The sequence below is a fragment of the Mycobacterium sp. DL99 genome (assembly GCF_004762045.1).
Taxonomy (GTDB): domain Bacteria; phylum Actinomycetota; class Actinomycetes; order Mycobacteriales; family Mycobacteriaceae; genus Mycobacterium.
The window spans coordinates 3,246,362-3,268,069 of record NZ_SJOM01000007.1; the positions used below are offsets into that span (position 1 = coordinate 3,246,362).

General features: G+C 65.2%; 18 protein-coding genes. 9 read left to right on the forward strand and 9 right to left on the reverse strand.

All coding sequences use genetic code 11. The features are described 5' to 3' along the window. Positions 1-5: 5 nt before the first annotated feature. Together EYZ64_RS15935 and EYZ64_RS15940 are read right to left on the reverse strand one after the other, a co-directional pair. Entirely contained in the window at positions 6-1,184 is a 1,179-nt protein-coding gene (locus tag EYZ64_RS15935; RefSeq protein WP_502703016.1) for an ABC transporter ATP-binding protein, read from the reverse strand. A 281-nt stretch (positions 1,185-1,465) separates the two neighbouring features. After that, complete coding sequence (locus tag EYZ64_RS15940; RefSeq protein WP_135454626.1) at positions 1,466-2,935, reverse strand: MFS transporter; 1,470 nt, start codon at positions 2,933-2,935, stop codon at positions 1,466-1,468. A 120-nt stretch (positions 2,936-3,055) separates the two neighbouring features. On the opposite strand from EYZ64_RS15940, the gene EYZ64_RS15945 reads away from it, so the two are divergent. After that, positions 3,056-4,444, forward strand: coding sequence for a purine-cytosine permease family protein (locus tag EYZ64_RS15945; RefSeq protein WP_135454629.1), 1,389 nt, complete (start codon positions 3,056-3,058; stop codon positions 4,442-4,444). A 3-nt stretch (positions 4,445-4,447) separates the two neighbouring features. Here EYZ64_RS15945 and EYZ64_RS15950 read toward each other — a convergent pair whose 3' ends face one another. Together EYZ64_RS15950 and EYZ64_RS15955 are read right to left on the reverse strand one after the other, a co-directional pair. Then, a complete protein-coding gene (locus EYZ64_RS15950) occupies positions 4,448-5,512 on the reverse strand; it encodes an isocitrate/isopropylmalate dehydrogenase family protein (RefSeq protein WP_135454631.1) in 1,065 nt (354 codons plus the stop codon). Positions 5,513-5,527: 15 nt separating this feature from the next. Continuing rightward, complete coding sequence (locus EYZ64_RS15955; RefSeq protein ID WP_135454634.1) at positions 5,528-6,376, reverse strand: alpha/beta fold hydrolase; 849 nt, start codon at positions 6,374-6,376, stop codon at positions 5,528-5,530. A gap of 408 nt (positions 6,377-6,784) precedes the next feature. Here EYZ64_RS15955 and EYZ64_RS15960 point away from each other — a divergent pair, with 408 nt between their 5' ends. Continuing rightward, on the forward strand, positions 6,785-7,663 hold the full coding sequence (locus EYZ64_RS15960) for an ESX-1 system-associated protein (protein WP_135454636.1): 879 nt from the start codon (positions 6,785-6,787) through the stop codon (positions 7,661-7,663). Positions 7,664-7,726: 63 nt separating this feature from the next. On the opposite strand, the gene EYZ64_RS15965 is transcribed toward EYZ64_RS15960, so the two are convergent. Continuing rightward, the gene (locus EYZ64_RS15965; RefSeq protein ID WP_135454638.1) at positions 7,727-8,035 is read right to left on the reverse strand and encodes a hypothetical protein; all 309 of its coding nucleotides are present in this window, start codon (positions 8,033-8,035) and stop codon (positions 7,727-7,729) included. Between the two features lie 355 nt (positions 8,036-8,390). Beyond that, positions 8,391-8,912: a nuclear transport factor 2-like protein gene (locus EYZ64_RS15970; protein ID WP_135454640.1), complete on the reverse strand. Its 522-nt coding sequence runs from the start codon at positions 8,910-8,912 to the stop codon at positions 8,391-8,393. Between the two features lie 160 nt (positions 8,913-9,072). Here EYZ64_RS15970 and EYZ64_RS15975 point away from each other — a divergent pair, with 160 nt between their 5' ends. Further along, positions 9,073-9,252 carry a hypothetical protein gene (locus EYZ64_RS15975; RefSeq protein WP_135454642.1) on the forward strand — a complete coding sequence of 60 codons (180 nt, stop codon included), beginning with the start codon at positions 9,073-9,075 and terminating at the stop codon, positions 9,250-9,252. On the opposite strand, the gene EYZ64_RS15980 is transcribed toward EYZ64_RS15975, so the two are convergent. Continuing rightward, on the reverse strand, positions 9,249-10,094 hold the full coding sequence (locus EYZ64_RS15980) for an alpha/beta fold hydrolase (RefSeq protein WP_135454644.1): 846 nt from the start codon (positions 10,092-10,094) through the stop codon (positions 9,249-9,251). The two genes, EYZ64_RS15975 and EYZ64_RS15980, sit on opposite strands and share 4 nt — an antisense overlap. A 128-nt stretch (positions 10,095-10,222) precedes the next feature. Continuing rightward, entirely contained in the window at positions 10,223-11,641 is a 1,419-nt protein-coding gene (locus tag EYZ64_RS15985; protein ID WP_135454646.1) for an MFS transporter, read from the reverse strand. Between the two features lie 64 nt (positions 11,642-11,705). Here EYZ64_RS15985 and EYZ64_RS15990 point away from each other — a divergent pair, with 64 nt between their 5' ends. The 5 genes from EYZ64_RS15990 (at position 11,706) to mgtA (ending at position 18,827) form a co-directional block, all read left to right on the forward strand. After that, entirely contained in the window at positions 11,706-12,230 is a 525-nt protein-coding gene (locus tag EYZ64_RS15990; protein ID WP_135454648.1) for a CGNR zinc finger domain-containing protein, read from the forward strand. 205 nt (positions 12,231-12,435) lie between these two features. Then, positions 12,436-13,806: a bifunctional lysylphosphatidylglycerol flippase/synthetase MprF gene (locus EYZ64_RS15995; RefSeq protein WP_135454650.1), complete on the forward strand. Its 1,371-nt coding sequence runs from the start codon at positions 12,436-12,438 to the stop codon at positions 13,804-13,806. 43 nt (positions 13,807-13,849) lie between these two features. Continuing rightward, positions 13,850-14,644, forward strand: coding sequence for a rhomboid-like protein (locus tag EYZ64_RS16000; RefSeq protein ID WP_210115516.1), 795 nt, complete (start codon positions 13,850-13,852; stop codon positions 14,642-14,644). Then, positions 14,641-15,942: a TrpB-like pyridoxal phosphate-dependent enzyme gene (locus tag EYZ64_RS16005; RefSeq protein WP_135454652.1), complete on the forward strand. Its 1,302-nt coding sequence runs from the start codon at positions 14,641-14,643 to the stop codon at positions 15,940-15,942. The genes EYZ64_RS16000 and EYZ64_RS16005 overlap by 4 nt, the downstream gene beginning before the upstream one ends. A gap of 263 nt (positions 15,943-16,205) precedes the next feature. Beyond that, positions 16,206-18,827 (forward strand): magnesium-translocating P-type ATPase, encoded by a 2,622-nt coding sequence (gene mgtA / locus EYZ64_RS16010; protein ID WP_502702972.1) that lies wholly within the window; start codon positions 16,206-16,208, stop codon positions 18,825-18,827. Between the two features lie 31 nt (positions 18,828-18,858). On the opposite strand, the gene EYZ64_RS16015 is transcribed toward mgtA, so the two are convergent. Beyond that, complete coding sequence (locus EYZ64_RS16015) at positions 18,859-19,791, reverse strand: L,D-transpeptidase (protein WP_502702973.1); 933 nt, start codon at positions 19,789-19,791, stop codon at positions 18,859-18,861. Between the two features lie 379 nt (positions 19,792-20,170). On the opposite strand from EYZ64_RS16015, the gene EYZ64_RS16020 reads away from it, so the two are divergent. Continuing rightward, positions 20,171-21,688, forward strand: a complete 1,518-nt coding sequence (locus EYZ64_RS16020; RefSeq protein WP_135454654.1) for a multicopper oxidase family protein — start codon at positions 20,171-20,173, stop codon at positions 21,686-21,688. Positions 21,689-21,708 lie beyond the last annotated feature (20 nt).

The following is a 21,708-nucleotide window of genomic DNA, read 5'->3' on the forward strand; positions in this document are numbered from 1 at the left end:
AGTGTCTAGGTGTCGTCGAGCATCTCTTCGAGGTCTTCGGCGGTGGGTATGTCTGCGGCCGGCAGTACGCGCGAAGCTTCCGGCGACCAACTGACATGCACCGCGTCACCCGGGCGCAGCAGAGGCAGGTCCTGCTCGGGCCCGACATGGGCGATGATCGTCGAATCATCCGGTGCGGCAAGGGAAAGCCGGAGCACCGGACCCTGGAAGGTCAGGTCCTTGACGGTGGCAGGCACGGTGGCCACGTCCCCGGTCGGAACATCCATGGAGACGCGGACCCGCTCGGGACGGATCATCAGGGTGGCCTGACCGCCGGGTTCGATGGTGGTATCGCCAGGTTTGGCCTTGAGCGTCGTTCCGAGCACGTCGACCTCGACGAAGTCCCGGTTGGTCCGCCCCGTCTGCCGGCCCGGCCACAGGTTGGCCTGACCGATGAAGCTGGCGACGAACACCGTCGCCGGGCGGTCATAGATCTCAGTGGGACTGCCGATCTGCTCAACGTTTCCGTTGTTCATCACCGCGATCCGGTCGCTCATGGTGAGCGCCTCTTCCTGATCGTGGGTGACGTAGATGAACGTGATGCCGACCTCGCGCTGGATACGTTTCAGCTCGAACTGCATCGCATGGCGCAGTTTGAGATCGAGGGCGCCGAGCGGCTCGTCGAGCAGGAGTGCGCTGGGGTAGTTGACCAGGGCGCGGGCCAGTGCCACCCGCTGCTGTTGACCACCGGAGAGCTGGCCGGGCTTGCGCTTGGCGAAGTCGGTGAGCCGGACGATTTCCAGCAGCTCGTCGACGCTGCGTTTGATCTCGGCCTTTTCCTTCTTCATGCTGCGCGGCCCGTAGGCCACGTTGTCCCACACCGTCATGTGCGGGAACAGCGCATAGTGCTGGAAGACCGTGTTGACGTTGCGCTTGTGCGGTGGCACGCGAGAGACGTCGACGCCCTCAAGCCGGATGGCGCCCTCGGTCGGGCTTTCGAATCCGGCGATCATGCGCAGCGTGGTGGTCTTCCCGCAGCCCGAGGGGCCCAGCATCGAGAAGAACTCACCCGATGCGATGGTGAAGTCCGCCTCGGCTACGGCGACGTAGTCGCCGAACCGTTTCGTGACGTGGTCGATCTCTATGACCGGCGCGCCACTGCGTGGCGAGCCGTCGTGTCCCGTCGACTTGTCGACGGCGGTGATATCTGGGCCGGTCAGCGGAATCCTCCTCCAGTACAGCCGCGGAAGCTGTCGGTAAACAATCGCGGATTGTGCCGACCTTCGCAACCGTTTCCGCAATGAATTAACAATTTTTCAATGGAATCCTTCGTTTGAACCGGGTTGACAGCGCGATTCCATAGCGCGGCAGTCGAGCGGCCACGGCGGGTCTGGTCGGTCCACGGTCCGGAGGGGGCGGTCACTGGCTGGACTCAAGTTTCGCAGCTCAGCGGGTTGTCACGGCAGGAAACCGGCGACCGGAGGAATCAGCCCCACTCGTGGTTCATCGCGCGGGACTCAGACATGGTGTGCACGGACTCGCCGTGGCGGTCGGGTGCGCGGGACACCGCGATGAGGGCCATCGCCAAAGCTGCGGTGACCGCGCCGGCGACGAAGATCGTCACGAAGCTGCCTTCCGATGGCACCATGCGATGCCCGAGCAGCACCGCGACGACCGCCGCCGCCACGGAGCTGCCGATGGTCCGCGCGATCGCGTTCATGCTCGTGGCGATGCCTGTCTCGCCGGCATCCACCTCACTGACAACCAGCGCGGGCAACGCGCCGTATCCCAGGCTGATGTAGGCGTTGGCCAGCACGCCGGCCACCACGACCTGCCAGGGCCGGTCATGGGCGACGGCGAGCATGACGAATCCGGCGATTCCGGCGACCGCGGCCACCACCAGTACTCGACGCGCGCCGTACCGGTCGATGTACCGGCCGCTGACCAGTGCCACCACAAAACCGGTCAGCGCTCCGGGGAGCAGGAAATACACGCTGGCTTGCAGCACGCTGGCCCCGAATCCGTAGCCGGCGGCCTGATGGGACATCTGGACGAACTGGGTGAGGCCGAGGAAGGCGAAGTACAGCCCCATGCCGACCAGGATCGTGGCCAGGTTGGTCAGCAGGATGGGGCGCCGGGCCAGCATCGTGGTCGAGACCAGAGGATCGGCGGCCCGTCGTTCCCACCACCACCAGCCGACCAGCACGCCGACACCGCCGGCCAGAAAGCCGATCGTCCCCGGATGGGTCCATCCCCATGAGTTGCCCTGAGTGATCGCCAGCAGCACCGACGACAGGCCGATCGCCAGGCCCGCGGCGCCCAGCCAGTCGATTGTGCCGCCGGCGTCAGGCTTGCGGTTGGGCACAATCGCGACCGCCACCACGATGACGATGGCGGTGAAAGCGGTGGCGAGCCAGAAGACGCGGTGATACCCGGCGTCGCCCGACATCAGCAGGCCGGTGACGACGAGGCCGACACCGCCGCCGAAACCGAGCGTTCCGGACAACACCGACATCGCGCCGACCAGTCGATCTTCAGCGAGTTCTTCCCGCAGGATCGCGATGCTGATGGGGTAGAGCGCGTAGGAGGCGCCCTGCAGGATGCGTGCCGCCACCAGCAGCGGCACCGACGCGGTCACCGCGGCCAGCACTGAACCTGCCAGCACCACCACCAGCACGCCGAGCAGGACGCGTTTCTTGCTGTAGAGATCGGCGAGTCTGCCGATCAGCGGGGTCGAGGCCGCTGCCGCCAGCAGGTTGGCGGTGACGGCCCAGCTGACCGCCACTCCCGAGGTGTTCAGCTGGCGCGCGATGATGCCCAGGATCGGGACCACCGCGGTCTGGAGGATGGCGACGGTGAGTGCCACCAGGCTCAGGCCGGCGATCAGGACGCCGGGGCGGCGTGGTGCCCCCGGGACCGCGGGGGAGGCGGACCGGTCGGTTTCGGTCCTCGCCACTACCGCTCCGATCCATAGCTAATCTTTGTGTTTCTCGATTATGGCCTTGGGTTGTCACGGGCCTGCGCACCGGGGTGATCGCTCAGCGCCACATCGTCGGGACCGTGGTCGAATAGACGAATGGCTTTCGGAGTCAGTGCGCTCAACGCGTCCACGTTCAGCGGGCGCCGCCCGACCGGCTCGGGTGATCTGACCGTGGAAACCCATGGGATCGCACCCCTGGCCGCCGACCAACGGTACGGACACCCCGCCCGGCTGTTCACGGTGTGGTTCGCGCCGCAGGTGAACATGACCGGAGTATTCACCGGGACATTGGCGATCACCCTCGGGCTGGGCTTCTGGCTGGGACTGCTGGCCATGGTCATCGGCACGGTTCTGGGCTCCGCCGTGGTGGCATACCTGTCGACGTGGGGGCCGCGCACCGGGGCGGGTCAACTTCCCAACGCGCGCATGGCATTCGGCGGGCTGGTAGTGGTGCCAGGCATCTTGCAGTGGGGATCGTCGATCGCCTGGGACGCGCTTGTCGGCTTGTTCGGCGGGGAGGCGCTCGCGGCGCTGCTGGGCATCCCGTTCTGGAGCGCGGTGTTGATCGTCCTCGCTGTCCAGGGCGTGGTCGGGTTCTTCGGCTACGAGTTGATCCACCGCCTGCAGGCGGTGTTGACCGTCATCCTCTTCATCACCTTCGCGGTCTTCACCGTCAAGCTGGTCGGTGGACATGACATCGTCGTGGCGCCGTCGGTGGCAGGTGCCGATCTGGCCGGAGCGTTCGTTTTCGAGGTCACCATTGCACTGAGCCTGGCGATCTCGTGGGCCAGCTACGCCGCCGATTTCAGTCGCTATCTCCCGAGCGACTCGCCGCGTTGGCAGGTGTTCGGATACTCGTTCGCCGGGATCGTGCTGGGCTACATATTCGTTCAGGGCATCGGGATCGCGGCCGCGTCGGTCATCGGTGAGCACACCGCCGACGGTGTTCACGCCGTCATGGGCGGGGGCCTGCTCGGCGGCCTGGCCTTGTTGGTGATCGCGCTCGCGGCGATCGGCTCGGGTGTGATGAACGACTACAGCGGTTCCTTGGCATTGCAGACCATCGGTGTGCGGGTGCGTCGGCCGGTGTCGGCGATCATCGTGACGGCACTGGCCTTCGGCTTGATCCTGTGGTTGCACGCCGCGGACACCGCGACCAGGTTCACCGATGTCCTGCTGCTGGTCAGCTATTGGATTCCGGCGTTTGTCGCCGTGGTCGTGGTGGACTGGGCGATCCGTACCCGTGGACGCAGCAGTATCGATCCCAGCGCCGAATCCACCGGGCGCCGCGACGCGGTGGCGGCCCTGATCACCTTCCTGGTGGCCTATGTAATCGCCGTGCCGTTCATGAACACGACGCTGATCCAGGGTGCGGTGGCCACCGCATGGCACGGGGCCGACCTCGCCTACTTCGTCAATTTTCTTGTAGCGCTGGTTCTTTACGGTGGTTACCGACTGCTGACACGGCGGGTGGATCGGTCCTAGCGGTCAGGTAAGCGCGGCCAGGACGTGCTCGGTGAACGTTGATGTGGACGCGCTGCCCCCGATGTCGGCGGTACCGACACCGGCATCGAGGGTCCGCCGGACGGCGTCCTCGATGCGATCTGCGGCGACACCGAGCGCTGGCGTGCCACCGTCGCGGCCGGCCAGCCAACGCAGCAGCATCGCGGTGGACAGGATCATCGCGACCGGGTTGGCGATGTCGCGTCCGGCGATGTCCGGCGCGGACCCGTGGGCGGCCTGCGCCATCGCGTGAGTGTGCGAGGCGTTGATGGAGGGCGCCATCCCGAGCGAGCCACTCAACTGGCCGGCGAGGTCGGACAGAATGTCGCCGAACATGTTCTCGGCGACGATCACATCGAAGTCGCGGGGGTGGCTCACCAATCGAGCCGCGAGTGCGTCGATGTGCTCTCCACGGACTTCGACGTCGGGGTAACTTTCTGCGACCGCCAGGCACACGTCACGGAACAGCCCGGTGGTCTTGGCCAGGACGTTCGTCTTGTGAGCGATGGTGACCGACTTGCGCCGAGCGGTCGCCAACTGGAACGCCTGATGGGCGATCCGCTCGCAGGCAGTCCGGGTGAACACGGCGACGGCCAGCGCGACATCGGGTGTGGGCATGAATTCGCCTGCGCCGTCGTACATGTTGCGGTCGGCGTAGAACCCTTCGGTGTTCTCCCGGACGATGACCACGTCGAGATCGGGGCAGACCGCGCGGACGGATGCACTCAGGGTGCGGGCCGGCCGGATGTTGGCGAACAAGTTGTAGCGCTTGCGGATTGCCCCACCGGGTGACAGTGTGCCGCGGAACTGCTCGGGGTAGCCGGCGTTGTCGTGCGGACCGAGGATCCATCCGGGCAGCCCGTCGAGTTGGGCCAGCGTCGGTTCTGGCAGCGGGGTTCCGAACTCGCCGATCGCCTCGAGGCCGAACGGCAGTTCGCGCCAGTGCACGCCGATCGACACACTGGCCAAGGCCCGTTCAGCGACGCTGGTGGCCGAATCCACGATCTCAGGCCCGATCCCGTCGCCGAGAAGTACTCCCAGAGTCAGCACACTGTCATCTTCCGCTCAAACGGGATGGGCTGCGAACCACTGCAGCAACATTTCCGCGATCTGTTCCGGTTTCTCTTCCGGAAGCCAGTGTGAGGCCCCGCGGAGCGTTTCGAACCGGTAGGGACCAGCGACGTAATTCGCGGTGTCGTGCGCCGGTTTGGCGGTGATCGCGATGTCGCGGTCACTCCAGACATACAGCGTCGGCACGGTGATCTTGGCCGCCGCGCTCAGGCCGGACCGGCTAAACGGCATGGCGCGATACCAGTTCAGCGAGGCGGTCAGGGCACCGGGCTCAGCCATGGCCCGAGCGTCGCGTTCGGCGGCCTCGGGCGGTAGCCCGCTGTGGATCAAGGATTTCGCAATGGCTGCGCCCTTGCCGTCGCGCCCGAGCATCAACCGTTCGGACACCCACGGCAGTTGATTGACGTACATGTACCACGATGCGAGTCCCTGTCTGCTGGTCAGCAGGGACCGCAGGAACGCCATCGGGTGGGGCACCGACAGCGCCGACAACGATGCCAGCTTCTCGGGTGCGTGGCCGGCGACGCTCCAGGCCACTGCGGCGCCCCAGTCGTGGCCCACGAGATGGACACGGTCGGCGCCGCTGGCATCGATCAGCGCGAGGGTGTCCTCCACCAACTCCGCCGAGCGGTAGTCGCGGCGGCGGGTCGGCCGGGCGCCGGGCGAGTACCCTCGCTGATTGGGCGCCAGGCACCGGAACCCGTTGGCGGTGAGCAGAGAGATGACCGGCTCCCAGCTGATGTTCTGCTGCGGAAAGCCATGAAGCAGCACGACCACCGGACCGTTGGCGGGACCGTGATCGATGACATCGAAGACGAACTCCCCGCGGCGGTATTGATCCATACGTGCATCATGCCAAGCCGTTCGGTGGACACGTGGGCGTTGGGGTGTGGCTGACCCCGTCCCCGGCGATGCCGGCGCAGGGGAGCGCTTCGCGACGGGCCGGACGTCCGGTGGCCCGGCGGCCACGATGTGCCGACCCGCGCGGCCGTTGCCGGTCCAGCCGATTACATCGGCCGTCGCCACGAGCTTTCTCCGGTCAGATGGTGTACTTCCTGTCGTGAGTACGGCGGCATTGACGAGAGTGGTTGTTTGCCAGGCGATCCCGTGTAGCCGCTGACTTCGTCGGCCGTGACCTTTCGGTGGCCAACTTGTAACGGCAACGTGGCGGCGGTCGGGTGCCTGCCCGGTTGCAGCGCGTGCACAGATTGTTGTACCAATCATCAGGTGTGCGCGGGAAGGATCATCTGAATGAGCGGTATTGGGGCAGAAGACGTTCCAGGGCACTGGTTGACCGCGGCAGAAGTCGCCCGGGCATCGCAGCTTCGAGAGGACTTGGTCGAGCGATTCCTGCCGGCCGGACAACCACAGGAGAACCTCTACGGACGCGATCTCGTTTCGGTGGCCCGATTCGTCAAGGTGCTCACCGATCTGGGAACACCGACCGCCGCCGTCGAAGTGGCTGTGGCCGAATTGCGGGCCCGCCCGGACGCGGCGTTCAATGTGGCGCTTCGGGGCGGCGGCAGTGCCAGTCGGTGGCCTCTGAGTCCGAAGCTCACCGGTAACCGGACCCGAGTGTGGAAGGCGATCGGTGTGACGACCGCCACCGCGTTACTCGTCGGCGGCGTCATGGCGGTCACGCTGTCAGGGCATGAGGATGAGGCGACCGCTGCCGGACCGACACGTGCCAGTGCGGCGAAACCCGTTCCTGCCGAAGTGGTTGCGTCAACCGTACGTGACGAACCGGGCGCCAAGCCCGCCCAGGCATTCGCCGCGGCCAAGCCGGATCCGGTCTGCGCCCAGTGGCAGCGGGTCAGTGCTGGGTACGACGGCAAGCAACAGGCCTGGGTCAAGACAGATCATCGGGTGCCGGCCTCGCGATGGTCACCCAAGCAACGGTCGGTGACGCTGGCTGTCGTCCCGGTCATGCGCCAGGAGGCCGCTGAATTGCGCGCCTTCGCCGACAAGGCCACAGATCCGCTTCTGGCAGGTTTGCTGCGGGCTCAGTCCCGGTACGTGGACAACTACGCCGCCAAGCTGCCGAAGTTCGAGCCGGCGCAACATGCGAACTGGACAGCGGCCACTGCGATGGACGCTGCGGTGAAAGCGGTTTGCTCAACGCCACGTTGAGTGTCGCGGCCCGGTATCTGGTGGGGCACTTGGGGATGAGTGCCCCACCAGAAATCGGTTTGGTTACATCGGAACCCAACGATCGAGGAACCAGAAGCCCCAGCCGCGGCCGTCGCCGGAGGGCATCGGGGTCACCCGCTGGCCATTCCACTCGAACGGCTGGTGATCGCGACGCGCGGCGTCGATGTCGCGACCGTGCCAGTCGTCGGGCCGAAAGCCACGGTCGTCATGACGGTCGCACTGCGGCGCACCCGGACGGTCGCAACCAGGGCCCGGGTCGGCGTTGGCGGTGCCGAGGCCGAGGCCCAGCAACCCGGCGATGCCGATACCTACCGCCATCGCCGATATGCCCACGGATTTTTTGAAAGGCATTGCTTTACTCCGTTTCTGACCAGTGTGACGACGGTGCCGCACGGAGAGCAAAGCTATTTCGGTGGGATGTGTTTGCCCTGTGCTGACGGTTGGCACGTGCTGTGTGGTCGGTAACGGGATGAAAACTGCTTGGACTCAATGATATTGGATGCTGACAGGCAACTCCCAGACCCGACCCGGCCGAGCGCTGCCAATGCGGGCGAGACGACGGCCTTGTCGAGGTCAACCCCGCAACCGGGAAGGCGGCTGGGGTTCTCAGCAACAGCGAAGCCGCCTTCGTGATGTGCCAAGGCATTTCCCAGGAAGTAACCGCGGTGCCAACAGTTATTCCGGTCCCGTGCGCGGGGACCCACATTCACCAGGTCAGGTTGTGCTTCTCGAAGTGGCGGGCCAACGCCTCCATGTACTCGTCACCGTGGAAGGGCCCACGGGCGCCGATTGCCCTTTCCAGGAACGGGCCGTACTCCTCGTCATTGACGTAGGTAGACCAGTGGGTGATCTGCCCGTCGTCGTTGGTGTCGATGAAGCTGATCGAGTAGAAGCCCATCCTCTCGCCATCTGCTGTCGTGCCCTCCCAGCGGTAGCGCATGACGAGGCCGTTCTCGGCAGGCCAGAACTTGTGGTCTATGGGCTTCCAGTCGGGGAAAACCACCGAATAGGCCTTGGCCTCCACGGTGGCCGCGACGTCGAAGGAGGTCGCCACGTCCTTGAGCACGAGTTCCTGCCCTGCCACGAAGTAGGGCGAGGTGTACACGGCGTCGTCGGTGAACTCCCACTCGTCGTATGACTCGCCTTCCTGCACTTTCCGCAGCACGTACTTGTCGCGGTAGCTCTCCGCCATGCGGCGGTGTTTGGCGATTCGATCGACCAGATCCATTGCGGTCCTTATCCGTTGGGGGAGCGGTAGGGCCAGTCAAATGGCTCATGTGGCGTGGCCCACACAAGTAATATACATACCTGTATCAGAGATTCAACGATGAATTCTCTGGCTGGTGGGGGTTGCCGAGAACCTGTGTCCGCCCTGGGCGGATGCGGTCGTGGCTGAACGGTGGACCCGGCAGCGGGTGCAGGCCGAACTGCCGGCCAAGGCGCTGATCGCCGCCAACGTGGGAATCACGCTGGGCAGCCCCATCGATTCCGAGGACCTCTACCGGGCGCTCGTGGAGATGGTGGTGGTAAACGTCGAGTCCGCGGAATCGACCGTGCTCGAGACCTAGGCCCGGGTCAAGAACCCCAGCACGGTCTGCTCGAAGGCCTCCTTGGCCTCGATCATGGCCCAGTGTCCACAGTTCGGGAACACGTGCAGTTCGGCGTTCGGGATCGTCCGCATCGGGATCAGTGCCATATCGAGCGGGCTGACCCGGTCATCGCGGCCCCAGGTCAGCAGCGTGGGGGCGGCCACCCTGTGCATCTGTGCCCACGGCATCGGCGCATCGGACGAGCGCATCGCGGCCATCATTCCCGCAAAAGCCGCTTTGCCGTACATCCGCTTGGCCGCGGCCAGCGTCGTGGGGTCGGTTGCCAGTTCCCACCGCTGTTCGATGAGTTCGTCGGTGACCAGTGCCGGGTCGAACACCATCGAGTTCAACCAATCGATCAGGCGCTGGCGGGTCGGGTCTTCGGTGAATTCCTGCAGCAGCCGGATGCCTTCGCTGGGGCCCGGGCTGAATACGTTGGTTCCAATGCCACCGATGGTGACGAGCCTGCCAATGCGGTCCGGCTGCCGGATGGCGAAGTTGATGCCCACACCGCCGCCCATCGAGTTGCCGACGATGTGCACACGGTCGATGCCGAGGGCGTCGACGAAGGGGGCCACGACACCCTGCGCGGTCACCATCGGGTGGCCGCCGATATCGTCGGTGACGCCGAATCCCGGGAATTCCAGTATCAGGCAACGGAATTGCTGGGCGAAGGTGGGCAGGATTCCCCGGAAATTGCGCCAGCCGGTCACTCCGGGCCCGGAGCCGTGCAGGAACAACAGCGCCGGTCCATCACCGGTGTCGTAATACCGCAAGACGCCTGCGGATGTCTCGATCTCCCTCAGTTCCAGCTCGGTCATGCCGACCAACCTACGGGTGTCTGGCCACCGGCTCGTCGGCGGTCCCGCCCCGTGGAACACGATCTCGTGAGGCGTCCGTCACGGCTCCGCCGGTTTGCCGTGGGAGTAGATCGGAATCCGTCACCGCCTTATCTAACGACGTTGCAGGATCTTTCGCGGCGGAACAGCACGGTGCTGATCGCCCCGCCGCAGAGGGCAACGGCGCCACAAGTAAGGAGGGCGACCACCACCGCGAATGTTGACGCTCCGTCGCGCACATGCGCTGCCTGACTGATGGTGCCGCACAATGCGATGCCGATGGTCAGCCCGAGTTGCCGGGCGGCATTGGCCGCTGCGGCGGCCACTCCCGCCCGTGCCGGCGGGACCGACGTCGCCGCGACGGCGGGCAGCACGGGGGACACGATCGCGGCACCGATGCCGGTCCCGATGAGCATCGCGATCAGTGAAGTCCAATCCGGGTGCAACATCAATGTCGCACCGGGCAGACAGGCCAGTCCGGTGAGCAACGTTCCGCCGCCGAGCACCCAGCTGCGCGGTGCATGGTGCAGCCGCGCGCTCAAGGTCAGCGACACCAGGATGAACGCGGCAAGTTGTACCGTCAGCACCAGAGCGGCTTGCAGGGGCTGCATGCTACGGTTGGTCTGCAACCACCACGACAGGACCGGTAATGCGGCGAAAGCTGCGAAGTAGTAAGCGAATCCGGCAACGAGCACGGCGATGAATCCTCGTGTCGCGAAAAGGTCCGGCGGTAGTAGCGGATGGGCGGCGCGGCGTTGGACCGAGACGAACAAGCAGACCGCGGCGAGGCTCACCGCGCCCGCCCCCAGGGTCCCGGCCGACGTCCAACCGGACTCACCGGCATTGATCACCGCGAATGTGGTCCCTGTCATCGCCGTGGTGATGAGGGCCATTCCCACGACGTCGAGTCGTGCGTGCACCGAGTGCGCCCGTGACAGCGATTGCACGCCGATGATCACGGCGAACACACATATCGGCACCGCACCGAGAAACAACCAGCGCCACGTGATGAATTGGGTCACGGCTCCACCGGCGATCGTTCCCATGGTGCTGCCGATTCCCGCGACCGCACCCCACACAGCGAACGCGATTCCGCGCGTCCGACCGCGGTAATGCTCGGTCAAGAGCGGAACGACCGTTCCGAAGATCGCCGCGCCGCCCGTCCCCTGGATGACGCGCGCCGCAACCAGAACGCCACCGTTCGTGGCGGCCGCACATCCCACCGATGCCACCCCGAAAACGATCAGCCCGACCAAGAACAGCCGCCGGTGTCCCCACCGATCTCCGAGGGTTCCCATGGCCATCACGAGCGCGGCCAGTGCGAGGGTGTACCCGTCGATGATCCATTGGGCTGTTGCGAATCCGGCACCGAGCCGGCCTGCGATGTTCCCGGCGCTGACCGTCACGACGGTGGTGAACGCGAGTAACAGGAATGTCGCCAGGCAACAGGCCACCAACGGGCGCCAATCCCGGTGTCGATCGGGTGCAACGTCGTGAACGGGGGCGGAATTGGGGGAGCTCGTGGGCATGGTCTGACCCTGATGTAATGGTCTTGTGCATGTAAACCATTACATGGAGCCCTTGCTGCGGAACGTGACCGATCTGGTCAATCGGCCCGCCTCCACACCGGCCGACCTGGAACAGCGCTGGACGGCTCGTGACATGCCCATCCACTGTCGCGTCACGCGCGCCGACGTACGACAGGTGAGGGATTTCCTGGCAATCTGGGCGGATGTCGTCGATGCCGACACTGAAGAGAGCCGGGTCACGCTTCTCAACCAGCTACTGGCTCGATTCGCCACCAGTCCGTCGATCACCAATCACGATGGCAGTGGCTGGCATCTGCACTACCGCGATGCCGACGCCGGCTTCGCCGCAACGCTGGCCGGCGCCACGAGCGCTGCGGCGGCTCAGTTCCTCACCGAACGCGGGATGCAACGTATCCGGCGTTGCGCCCGCGAAGGATGCACCACGGCATTCGTCGACTTCACCCGACCCGGCACACAGAAGTACTGCAGTCACGGCTGCGCCAATCGCGATGCGGTCAGGAGACACCGAGCCAATCCCGCCCGCGGCGCGCCGCTGAAACCTCCTCGCAGGCAGGGCCGCGCCGTTTGACGATCGGATAGCGACCCCGGCGCCGGGCCGAGGGCGGACTCGGTCTGAGCTCTGTCGGGTTCGCCCGTCAGCGGCTTGTCAGCACGCGGCAGGCCAGGTTCGTATATTGGGTGGTAGAGCGAACGATCCGTGCGTTCCGGTCAACACTGGGAAGACCGCAGATGTGACTACGTCACCGGCACCCTCATCACGCCCACATTCCGGCGTGACGACCGATCCTGCCGGGACCGACACGTACCGCAGGTTCCGGTTGCGAATCCTGCTGTGCGTGGTGGTAGTGACCCTCGCGGGCAGTGCGACGGCACTGGTTCTCGAGCACAACACCGGCCGAGTCGGCCACGAGTCGGTGCTGACGAGTCTGGTCGCGGTGTCATTGGCCGCGACGATTCTGCTGCACGGTCTTCTCCTCGGACGCCCGCTGACCTTGGCTCATGGGGCTACCGCCGCGGCGGCCCTGTTGCTGGCGACATTCGCCGTGATGCTTGGGCATCCGGCAGACGCGTGGATCTGCCTCGTCCTCTCCGCCGCGATGTTGATCAGACCGCGGAGGTCGACGGCTCAACCAGATGCCTTACGTTCGGTGGCCGCTCTGGTCGACAACACACAGGGCGACCCACTGGCGCCCTTCGCAATGGCTGCGGGCAAAAGCTACGTGTTCTCAGCGGACGGCACGGCTGCGCTGGCCTATCGGACGGTGGCCGGTTTTGCGGTGGCCAGCGGCGATCCGATCGGAGACCAGGCCCGTTACCCGGAGGTTGTCGCCACATTCGCTGCCCTGTGTCGGACGCAGGGCTGGCGCATCCTGGTGCTGGGCGCTTCGGAGCGCAGCCTGACGTTTTGGCGCGATCGTGCGGTGATCGGCACCGCGCTGCGGGGCATCCCCATCGGACGTGACGTCGTGGTGGAGGTCGACCGTTTCGACTTGGCCGGCCGGTCCAAGCGCAATCTCAGGCAGGCTGTCCAGCGAACTCGCAATGCGGGCGTCACTAGCGAAGTGATCGCTGAGTCGGACGTCGATGAGACGCTTCGGGCTGAACTTGTCGATGTGATGCGGCAGTCGGGTAAGGCGGTCGGCGCCGAGCGCGGGTTCTCGATGATGCTCGGTGACACCTTGTCCGGCCGCTATCCCGGTGTGTGGCTGATCGTCGGACGGGACCGTGGGGGACGGATACAGGCGTTCCAGCGTTTTGCCGGCGCGGGTGGCGGGACCGAACTGAGTCTTGATCTCCCGTGGCGCCGGCTGAGCGCCCCGAATGGGATCGACGAGCGGCTCACCGTGGACATGATCGACTGGGCACGATCGCACGGGGGAGAGCGGGTCTCGCTGGCATTCGCCCCGTTTCCCGATCTCTTCGGGAATGACCGCAGCGGGGAGGTTCTTGTCCGAGTGCTGCGGACACTCGCTCATGTCGGGGATCGGCTCATCAAGCTGGAGTCGCTGTATCGATATGTGCGCAAGTTCGGTGCGATGGCTGAGCATCGGTACGTGTTATTGCCGGTGGTCGACGCGCTTCCGGCGGCTGCCGTGTTCTTGATACTTGAACTAGCTCCGCACCGCACCTCAGCAGCCGATTGACCAGCATTTTTCGGTGCCCACCAGGTCGGTATGCTGGATCGGGATGTTGTCGCGAGTGTTCTCCAGTCTGGTCCGGGTGCGTGTCACCCTGGCCTACGCGGCGGCACTGTTCACGATCGCGTCCCTGCTGCTCATCTTGGGGCCCAAGGTGCAGGACCGCGTGGTCAGTCATCTGAGCACCAATCTGGAGAACCTGGGGCAGGGCCACCTGGGAACACTCCTGGGAAGTGCCTTCGTCACCGCCGAGGGATACACGTACCTGTTGCTGCCAGGACTGGTGTGCCTGCTGGCGCTGGCAGAGCTGGTGTGGTGCAGCAGGCGGTTGATCCAAGCGTTCGCGCTCGGTCATGTCGGAGCCACCCTGATCGTCGCGGCCGGTTTGGCCGCCGCGATCAAGCTCGGCTGGCTGCCGATCTCGGTTGCCCACGCCCAAGACGTGGGGCTGAGCTACGGCGCGATCGCCGTCCTCGGCACCCTGACCGCGGCGATACCGATGCGGTGGCGCGCGGCGTGGATTGCCGGCTGGGTGACAATTGCCCTGGTGATCGCGGTATCGGGGACAGATTTCACTGCGGTCGGACACGCCATCGCGTTGATTCTCGGGATCGTGTTGTCGACCCGGTTCAGCTCTGACTCGACCTGGACACCGGCCCGGCTGGTGCTGCTGGCCATCGGTGTCGGGTTCGGACTGCTGCTTCTGGTTGGAGTGTCCTTTTCGGTGGCGCCGATCGCGCTGCCCGCGGGTGTTGTGGTCGCCGCGATCGCGACATGGGCTTGGTGGCGGTGGCTCGGTGCGTCGAAGCCCGGCGACGCGCGCCTGATTACAGTGTCCGCATGACTTTGCACGCCGACGCTACTCATCCGGATCTGGTTTCCGTCGGGGTGCCGACGCACTGGTACAACCTGGCCGCCGAGCTGGACCAGCCGATCCCGCCCCATCTGCATCCGGGCACCAAGGAACCGGTCGGCCCCGATGACCTCGCGGCGCTCTTCCCGAGCGGATTGATCGCCCAGGAAGTATCCACCGAGCCGTACATCGAGATCCCGGAGGTGGTGCGCGACATCTACTCGATGTGGCGTCCCTCGCCGCTGATCCGGGCCCGTCGGTTCGAGCAGGCGCTGAACACCGGCGCCCACATCTACGTCAAGTACGAGGGTGTCAGCCCGGTCGGCAGCCACAAGACCAATTCTGCGGTGGCGCAGGCCTATTACAACAGCATCGACGGAGTCCGGAAGCTGACCACCGAGACAGGTGCCGGGCAGTGGGGTAGCGCCCTGTCGTTCGCCGGAGCCCAGTTCGGCCTCGAGGTCGAGGTATGGCAGGTCCGTGCATCCTATGAGTCGAAGCCCTACCGCGGTCATCTGATTCGCACGTACGGCGGCACCGTGCACTCGAGCCCGTCGAATCTCACCGAGTCGGGTCGCGCGATCCTCGCGGTGACGCCCGACACCACCGGCAGTCTCGGGATGGCGGTGAGCGAGGCGGTCGAGGTGGCGGCAGCCAACGCCGACACCCGCTATGCCCTCGGCAGCGTGCTGAACCACGTGGTCCTGCATCAGAGCGTGATCGGGCTGGAGGCCGTTGCGCAGCTCGCCGCCGTCGAGCCGGACGGGGCCGACGTCGTCTTCGGCTGCGCCGGTGGCGGATCCAACCTCGCCGGCCTGGCATTCCCGTTCCTGCGCGAGAAGATCCATGGCCGGTCGAACCCGAAGGTGATCGCCGCGGAGCCGGCCGCGTGTCCGTCGATCACACAGGGCGAGTACCGCTACGACCACGGCGACGTGGCAGGCCTGACCCCGCTACTCAAGATGCACACGCTCGGAATGGATTTCGTACCCGACCCGATCCATGCGGGTGGGCTGCGCTACCACGGGATGGCGCCGGCGCTGAGCCATACCGTCGAGCTGGGTCTGGTCGAAGGCGTCGCTGTCGGGCAGCATGATGCGTTCTCTGCGGGGGTGCTGTTCGCGCGGACCCAGGGCATCGTGCCCGCACCCGAGGCCACGCACGCGATCGCCGCCGCCGCCGCACACGTGGCCGATGATCCGGCCGAGCAGGTGGTCGTGATCGGGCTTTCGGGTCACGGCCAACTCGATCTGCCGGCGTATGCGGAGTTCTTGGACGGGAATTTCTGAGCCTGCCCGAGGGGTCTTGACCGTCGGGCGAACGGATTCCCATAGGCCGCCGCACCTTTGAGCTCGAGTTGCCAACCGGTGCCGCCGAGGGTCCCGGCCGGCTGGCCGAAGCTCGGAGACACGACGTGGCCGGCAGACACACGAGTAGTCGGCTACGCGACCAGGCGGTGTGACCACTGACTTGTTGCGTTGCGCTCACGTCAAAACCGGTGCAGCAAACCGGTGTGGCGGATTAGGCTCCGAGCATCCACTGGTGACGAACTGTGGGGGGCAGCATCGATACGGTGACCGCGAGCCAGGCCGCATCAGCCCCGTTGTCGGAGCTGATGTCGACGCTGCATACGCAATCTGAGGGCCTGTCGTCGGCGGAGGCATCCGCACGTCTGTCCGAGCACGGGCCGAACATCATTCGCACGCATCACGTCAGTGCCTGGGCAGTGCTCAGACGACAACTGAACAATGCAGTGCTGATCCTGTTGGCCGTGACCGCCGTGGCCTCGGCCTTCCTCGGCGACGCCACCCAGTCGATCATCATCGGAATCATCCTGGTGATCAGCATCGGGCTCGGGTTCGTCAACGAGTACCGGGCAGAACGGGCCACCGAAGCCCTGCATTCACGGGTGCAGCACAACGCAGTCGCGCGCCGTGACGGGAAGGCCGTCAAGGTTGATGTGACCGAGTTGGTGCCCGGTGACGTCATCCAACTCACCCTGGGCGAGGCGGTGCCCGCTGATGTCAGGCTGTTCGACGTCAACGGTCTCGAGTGCAACGAAGGCATTCTGACCGGTGAGTCGATGACCGCACAGAAGTCGGCCGATGTGGTGGCGATGGACACCGCGCTGGCCGATGCGACGGATCTCGCCTTCATGGGCACCATCGTCAGCGCGGGCACCGGCATCGGTGTCGTGTACGCGACCGGCGCGGACGCTGAGTTCGGCCGGATCGCGGTCGGACTCAGCCAGAATGCGCCGGAGACCGACTTCCAAGCGGGTCTGCGGAAGTTCTCCTATCTGCTGCTCTACGTGGCGTTGACGCTGACCGTATTCATCGTGCTGGCCAACGTGATGCTGCGCCGGCCGATTATCGACTCCGTACTCTTCGCGCTGGCCATCGCGGTTGGCATCACCCCGCAGCTGCTGCCGGCCGTGGTCAGCAGCAGCCTCGCCGCCGGGTCGCGGGAACTAGCCAAACGCAAAGTCTTGGTCAAGCGCTTGGTGAGCATCGAGGATCTCGGTGACATCGATGTCCTGATCACCGACAAGACCGGAACTTTGACCGATGGCCGCATCAGCTTCATCGATGCCGTTGACGCCGCGGGTGCCCATTCCGAAGATGTCCTGCGTGATGGGTTGCTGGCGACCGACGTGGACCCGGCGGCCGGGGGAGTCAGCGGCAACGAGATGGACGCTGCACTGTGGCGGGCGAACGGTGTCGACGCCGCGGCGTTGACCGCGGGCGTCCGCCAGATCGCGGTTCTTCCGTTCGATCACACGCGACGGTCCGCGACGACGCTTGTCGACGACCCCGGTCGCGACCAGCAGACACTGATCACCAAGGGGGCACCCGAGCAGGTGCTGGCCAGGTGCGCCCAGGTGCCGGAATCGGCTCACGAAACACTCGATCGACTGTTCGCCGAAGGCCGACGGGTAGTCGCAGTCGCGGTCAAGCCTGCGTCCGGACTGGAGACGGTGACCCCGTCCGATGAATCCGACCTCCGGCTGGCCGGGTTTCTGTCCTTTGCCGACAACCCCAAGTCGGCCGCGCGAGAGTCGCTGGCCAAATTGGCCGAACTGGAAATCGATGTGAAAGTCGCCACCGGAGATAATCCGCGGGTCGCCGAAAAAGTCTGTGCGGAACTCGGTTTGGCGTCGAAAGGTACGATCACCGGCGTCGAGATGGACAAACTCGACGACCGCGAATTCGATCGGATGGTCACCCAGACAACCATTTTCGCCCGAGTCACGCCGGAACAGAAGGCACGGGTGATCGCCTCGGCGCGCAAACAGGGACGCTCGGTCGGTTTCCTCGGTGATGGTGTGAACGACGCGCTGGCCCTGCACGCGGCCGATGTCGGTATCTCGGTGGACTCGGCGACCGACGTCGCCAAGGACGCTGCCGATGTCGTGCTCCTGGAGAAGGATCTCGGCGTTCTCGCCGATGGTGTGTCGGAAGGACGACGCATCTTCGCCAACACGATCAAGTACGTATTGATGGGCACATCAAGCAATTTCGGCAACATGTTCAGCGCCGCCGCGGCCTCCGCCGTACTGCCGTTTCTCCCGATGCTGCCCGGGCAGATCCTGCTGAACAACCTGCTCTACGACAGCTCCCAGCTGGCCATCCCCACCGACCACGCCGATCCAGAGCAACTGCACGCTCCGTCACACTGGAACATCGCGTTCATCAAACGCTTCATGCTGACGTTCGGGCCGATCAGTTCGTTGTTCGACTTCCTGACCTTCGGATTGATGCTCGGCGTGCTGCACGCGGCGCCCGACGAGTTTCGCACGGGGTGGTTCGTGGAGTCATTGGCCACCCAGACCCTGATCATCTTCGTCATCCGGACCCGGCGCATTCCGTTCTTCCGCAGCGTGCCGAGCGGTCCGCTGGTTGCGACGACCTTTGGTGCGATCGCGATCGGGATCGCGGTGACCTTGTCGCCGTTGGCATCTCGCTTGGGTTTCGCACCGTTGCCGTGGCAGTTCTTTGCTGCGCTGGTGCTACTGACCGTGGCCTACCTGATCATGGTCGAGTTCACCAAGAAGGTGTTCTATGCCGATCCGCTGCATCTTGCGGGTGCGCCGGTTCGTACCCGCGGGCGTCTTCATCGCATCGAACGCCGAGCCTCCAGGTTCGTGCACCATCCGAGTTCGGCCACCCGATGATGGGCTGCCGCACTGGGGTTCGGCACGTGGATCAGATCTGCCAGTCTTGCGCGCCATCCGGCTGGTTGTAGAGGCCGACGGAGTTCTTGACGACGACGGGGTCGCCACTGCCGAAGTGGTCGAAGAACCATTGCGCGTTCGCAGGGCTGAGATTGGGGCAGCCGTGGCTGACATTGCGTTTGCCCTGAGCGCCGACCGACCAGGGGGCGCTGTGCGCGAAAATCCCTGTGTTGCTGAGGCGGACAGCATTCTCGACTTTGAGCTTGTAACCTTCGGCCGAGTTCACCGGGACTCCGTACGTTGACGAATCCATGATGATGTCGGCGAACTTCTCCAACACATAGTAGGTGCCGTTGGGGGTTTCATAGCCTGGCTTTCCCAGGGAGACGGGAAACGTCTTTTCCAGAACGCCGTTACGGTGGATCTGCATCTGATGAGTGTCGTCATCGATGGTGGCCACGAGTGCATCGCCGACCCGGAAACTGGACTTCGTGCCTGCGGCGTCAACGTTCACTACGGTGCCCGAGGGCCAGAAATCAATTGGCCGCCAACGTACTTGAGTGTCGCTCATCCAGTAGAACTTGCCGGGCACCGGAGGGTTGGATGAGACGCGAATGGCGTCCTCGGCCATCTGGCGGTCGGCGATCGGCCGCTGAAACGTGATGGAGATCGGCTTGGCGACGCCGACCACCGACCCGTTCGCGGGATTGAACGCCGGTGGCAGAAACGGCGGCTCGCCGCTGAACGGCAACGGGTTCTGTCCAGCCGGGGTGCCGACATTGGCTACCTCACCGAACGGATTAGGCCAGGGCATCGGCGCCGGGTCGAGGTGCGGGGCTGGTTCGACGGGCTGAGGCGGGCCCGCGGGCTCCGCCAGGGCGGAAGTGCCGGCGACCGTTGACGCGGTGACCATCACGGTCGCCGCGATCGCGGTGATCCACAGGTGTCTGGTGCGGTGCTGCACTAGGCCTCCATCGACGATGTGTCCTTGATGACCGCGCCCGGTTGGGCGGATTCATGACGCTGCCAAGTCTACTAGCTACGTACGGGGATAGTAGATAGCGTGGGCCGGGGGCGATTGCTCGCCGTCGAGCCTGCCCGCCGAAAATATTTGTTTGCCATAGCATTTGTGAAGAATCCGTAAAGCTCTGCACGTAACCGCCACAGCTCTGACCTGCTAGATCAGAGCGTACGTAGTTATCCAATACGGGGTTAATGCGTAGGTTGTTGTGTGTTCGATATGAGTTTCGGCTCCCGCACGACAAGCGCGATGGACGGGTATCTTCAACGAACCTTCACAAAACCCATACCGATTCACCGATCTCCGTGGCCAGAGTGGGGGCATGCCTGACATCGCGAACCCGCCACCGCTCAGTCGGCGTGGATTCCTTGCGGCCTCTGCTGCTCTGAGCGCCACAGCTATCGCGGGGTGTCAGCGCGACACCGGTGCCACGTCAGCCAGTGCGGGTTCCCGAGATGCGATCGCCGTGGCCGAAGCCCGTCGTCCGCACAGCGGACGCACCGTCTCCACCACATTGACCGCCCAGCGCACGCGGGTGGACCTCGGTGGCACGATCGCCGACACCATCGCATACAACGACATGGTGCCGGGGCCGCTCCTGCGGGCATCGGTCGGTGATGAACTGGAGGTCACGGTACGCAACAGGCTCGGCCATGAGTCCTCGGTGCACTGGCACGGCCTCGCGCTACGCAACGACATGGACGGCGCGTCGCCGGCCACTCCCGATATTGCCGACGGCCGCGACTTCACCTACCGGTTCTCGGTGCCCCACCCGGGAACGTATTGGGCCCATCCACACACCGGGCTTGATGCGGACACCGGCTTGTACTTCCCGGTGATCGTCGACGACCCGAATGACCCGGGCCGATATGAGGCCGAATGGGTTGTGCTGCTTGATGATTGGACGGATGGTGTCGGTCTGAGACCCGCTCAGATCTATGACCGGCTACGCATGCCGTCGGGAGAAGGGCACGCGATGCCGGGCATGGACGGTGAGGCGGGGATGGGCTCGATGGGCGCCCACGACCGTTCACCGCTCGGCGGCGACGCGGGTGACGTCGACTACCCGATGTACGTGGTCAATGGCCGTAATGCCAAGAACCCCACCAGCGTCCGGGTGCGCCCTGGCCAGCGGGTGCGGATCCGGCTGATCAACGCGGGCTCCGACACCGCGTTCCGGGTCGCGCTGGCCGGGCATCAAATGACCGTCACCCACACCGATGGATTCGCCGTGGTTCCCGCTGAGGTGGACGCCCTGCTGATCGGGATGGGCGAGCGCTATGACGTGGTGGTCACGGCGCGAGACGGGGTATTCCCACTGGTCGCGGTCGCCGAGGGGAAGGATGCGTCGACGCGGGCGCTGTTGGTGACCGCCGAAGGTTCGACCCCGCCGCCCGACTATGCGCCGCCGGAATTGCAGGGCCGGCTCGGTACGGTCAGTTCCTTCACCGCCACCCCGGACGCCACCTTCGACTCGGCAGCCGCTGATGCCGAACTGCCCGTCGAACTGGGCGGCTCGATGGCCACCTATGACTGGACGATCAATGGCCGCACGTTCGCGAACGCTCAGCCCCTGCCCGTGCGCGAAGGGCAACGTGTCGCAATGACATTCCGGAACTCTTCGATGATGTGGCATCCGATGCATCTGCACGGGCATACTTTTCAGGTTCTGGGTGACGACGGACGCCCGGGTGCCCGCAAGGACACGCTCATCGTGCTGCCGATGCAGCGACAACGCGTGATATTCGCCGCTGACAACCCGGGAGTTTGGATGTTGCACTGCCACAACACCTATCACCAGGAGGGCGGGATGATGACGAGCCTCTCCTACACCACCTGACCGGTGTTGAAGCCGGGGGA

Coding starts and splice junctions, on each gene's coding strand:
- EYZ64_RS16020 (WP_135454654.1), top strand. CDS start 20,171: ATGCCTGACATCGCGAACCCGCCACCGCTCAGTCGGCGTGGATTCCTT.
- EYZ64_RS15945 (WP_135454629.1), top strand. CDS start 3,056: ATGGCTTTCGGAGTCAGTGCGCTCAACGCGTCCACGTTCAGCGGGCGC.
- EYZ64_RS15960 (WP_135454636.1), top strand. CDS start 6,785: ATGAGCGGTATTGGGGCAGAAGACGTTCCAGGGCACTGGTTGACCGCG.
- EYZ64_RS15955 (WP_135454634.1), bottom strand. CDS start 6,376: ATGGATCAATACCGCCGCGGGGAGTTCGTCTTCGATGTCATCGATCAC.
- EYZ64_RS15970 (WP_135454640.1), bottom strand. CDS start 8,912: ATGGATCTGGTCGATCGAATCGCCAAACACCGCCGCATGGCGGAGAGC.
- EYZ64_RS15965 (WP_135454638.1), bottom strand. CDS start 8,035: ATGCCTTTCAAAAAATCCGTGGGCATATCGGCGATGGCGGTAGGTATC.
- EYZ64_RS15980 (WP_135454644.1), bottom strand. CDS start 10,094: ATGACCGAGCTGGAACTGAGGGAGATCGAGACATCCGCAGGCGTCTTG.
- EYZ64_RS16005 (WP_135454652.1), top strand. CDS start 14,641: ATGACTTTGCACGCCGACGCTACTCATCCGGATCTGGTTTCCGTCGGG.
- EYZ64_RS15985 (WP_135454646.1), bottom strand. CDS start 11,641: ATGCCCACGAGCTCCCCCAATTCCGCCCCCGTTCACGACGTTGCACCC.
- EYZ64_RS16000 (WP_210115516.1), top strand. CDS start 13,850: ATGTTGTCGCGAGTGTTCTCCAGTCTGGTCCGGGTGCGTGTCACCCTG.